The organism is Pseudarthrobacter sp. AG30 (assembly GCF_003116525.1).
Taxonomy (GTDB): Bacteria; Actinomycetota; Actinomycetes; order Actinomycetales; family Micrococcaceae; genus Arthrobacter.
In genome coordinates this window covers 1-2,828 of sequence record NZ_QEHL01000055.1, presented here as the reverse complement: position 1 = coordinate 2,828, position 2,828 = coordinate 1, and the positions used below count along the sequence as shown (strand labels likewise).

Genomic DNA, 2,828 nt, shown 5'->3' with positions numbered 1-2,828 from the left:
CAAAAGCCGGGGCAGTCCCGATTGGCTACATCAACTGGTGGGAAGGCAGAGGCAGCAAAGCACACCAATTCCTCCAACTCGCCCTCGACACCGACCCCGCCTACCGCCTCGCCCGCCTCAGCGACCAAATGATCGGCTCCGGCATCGTCGCCGGCTGGAACATGAACAAGAACACGGCTTACAAGGCCCTACCGTTCGACATGCTGTAAGTCTGACCCTGTTCGGCAGGTAATGTGCTCCCGCTCAAGCGGTGACAAGGCCAGGAGATCTTCCCCACCGCTAGCGACGACAGGCCGCCATGTCTCCGACATCCAGCCAGCGACCAGCTTAGGTTGACTGAAGGTTCATTATCGGCTCTCGAAAACAGGCGAGGAGTCGCTGCTGTCAGCCCGCTAATCCCGACCTATTTCGTCGACTCGGGACTTCAGGAACCAACCAGCGCCCGGTTTACGGCGGGAATATTCAGACGACGGGGTCAAAATGCGCAGCAGCGCCGGTCAATTCGGCCACCAGGCGGCGTGTTCGTCGCGGTCTGGATGCAGCGTGGTCTGCCAGCGAGCCTATGATTTCCAGATAACCGGAGAATCTCCCGGAGTCTTCCAGTCGGCCGCGCCTGGCGCTCTAGACCAACCGCGATTGCGGGCTGTTCTTCGCCTGAAGGCCGGCTGGAAAACCATATGAGTCCGCATTTCCTTGCATGATCAGCGCCTGACTTATCCCAAACGCCGCGTTCCTGGCAGGGCAGGCGGGCCGGCCTGCCCTGCCAGTTTTCTCTGCAGCGCTTACAGCGACAGTTCATGCCGGTGTTCCCCCGCCTGGGTCACGATTAGGTACCCGGGGACGTCCCACTTGAAGTCGACGGTCCCGCAACGCGGCCGAGTTCTTCGTCATGCATCTTATGTCTCAGCCTGGCGCCATGGGGGCTCCCCTCACTTTCCGCGACGCTACCGATCCCAACGCCGCGGCCGACAGCATTACGGCCCAATTGCCTAGGCGGCGTGCGCGGCAATCCCGACCCGGCCACGTCCAGCCGCAAAGTCACGCGATCGCGAAATAGCGGGCCGGAGACCGACCTGCCGACCCACTGAGCCCGTGACCTGAATGGTTGCCTCGGTATCCGACAACTTCTACCCCGGACGACGCAGTGCAAGGAATGTCCAGGATGGCAGGATCAAACCTCATCCGAACCGGGGATCTCCGCCACCCAGGCCATTTACACAGCATGGGATACGAAGAGTGGATCAGTATGTCCATGATCTCTCCTCATCGCCGCACCGTAAGGAAGCTGTTACTCGCTTTTCGAGGCTCCTACATACGCTCCGGATAGATCATCTTCGTCAGTCGGTGCGCTCTTCTTGCGTCCAACGCTACGGGCCACATAGAGCAGGGCGAGTCCAGCAACACCGGCGAACCCTGCACAAATCATGGCAGCGTTGTACGAACCTGTGAGGTCGCGTGACAGACCCCACAGCGGCAGTGATATCGCAACTGCGAGAGAGACCGCGGTCAAAGTGAATCCATATACCTGCGGGAAGGCAGACCTCCCCACTGACCGAAGAACTACCAACGGGAGTACAACACCATTTACCCCCATTGCAAGCGACACGACCGGAATGAGGACGAAATAGACCCACTCGCCGAGGTGGCCGAAGAGAGCCATTCCGGGCAAACTCACGATGAAAATGATTGCCAGCAGGATGAACAGTGGAAGCATGCCGACGCGGTCAGAGATATGTCCGAGAATCGGTTTGGCGACAATCGCCACGAGGGCCCACAGAGAAATCATTAGGCCAGCTGTCGTCAAGGAGATACCGTTTGACTGCAGTACCGCCGCCATCACCAGTGGCCAGCCTCCCTCCAGCGCGAAGATAAATGAAGAAGCCACGAGGAGTGCAACAACTACGCCCAGCCCGGCCAGGGCAGCTTTTCGTTGATTTCTGTGGCCAGCAGGCTCGGGAGTAAGTATCAGTGGCGTCGCTGGGGCAGAGCGAACGAGGACAAGTGCATTCACCACACTGCAAATGAAGACGATCAGTGCAATCAATAGCATCGTTCCGGTGAAGCCACCCGATGAAACGACTGGGGGAAAAATGAGCCCCCACACGAAGCCGCCGACGCCGACACCGGATGCAACAAACCCAAAAACAGTGCCTGTGCGACCATGGGTGTGCCATTGGCTGATAAGCGCATTCGCCGTCACAATGCCGCAGCCGGCGAATCCGATGCCGAAGAACACTGCCCCTATTGAGAGCCACAAAAAAGTTGGGGCAAACGCCATGCCCGTCATGCTCGCGGTTGCTAAAAGTCCGGCGACTATGACGATGTTGCGAACCGGGAATCTGCGTGCCAGCGCTCCGATGGCAGAGTATGAGAGAGCACAGGAAAGCTGGAAAGCCGACATCCAAATTGAGTACTGGGTCGCACCTACCCCAAACCTTTCCATGCCCACTTGCACGGTAAACCCAAAGCCGATGCCCACGGACATCAACATCATCAAGATGCCTGCCCCGACCGTAGACATCAGCCGTTGCGTCTTATAGCGCGTGTCTGTGGCTGGTTCCGATGCCTGAACTGTCGTCATTGACGTCTTCCTTCCGAGAATTGGGTTGCGGGCACATATCGCACCCATAGAGCTGAATGAATATTTTTTTGGACGGTGTTTCGGCTAAGAGCCGACGGACACGTGTGGTCTTAGAGTCCCGCGGCAGATTCAGGCAGTACGCCTATCGATACGTTGGTTCGCCTAAGGAGCCACCCCGGACGACGACCTGGAATACGGAGTAGAAGGTGGGAGCCGTGTTAGCGATTGATGATGGGTAGTACGAGTC

The 2,828-nt window shown here is 58.3% G+C and carries 1 protein-coding gene and 1 pseudogene; one reads left to right on the top strand and one right to left on the bottom strand.

Annotation, left to right across the window (positions count from 1 at the left end; all coding sequences use genetic code 11):
- Nucleotides 1-209 (top strand): annotated as a pseudogene (locus tag DC347_RS21285) (DUF4192 family protein); the annotation flags it as partial.
- A gap of 1,079 nt (nucleotides 210-1,288) precedes the next feature.
- Here the strand turns inward: DC347_RS21285 and DC347_RS21280 are convergent.
- Entirely contained in the window at nucleotides 1,289-2,581 is a 1,293-nt protein-coding gene (locus DC347_RS21280) for a nitrate/nitrite transporter (protein ID WP_165838109.1), read from the bottom strand.
- Nucleotides 2,582-2,828 lie beyond the last annotated feature (247 nt).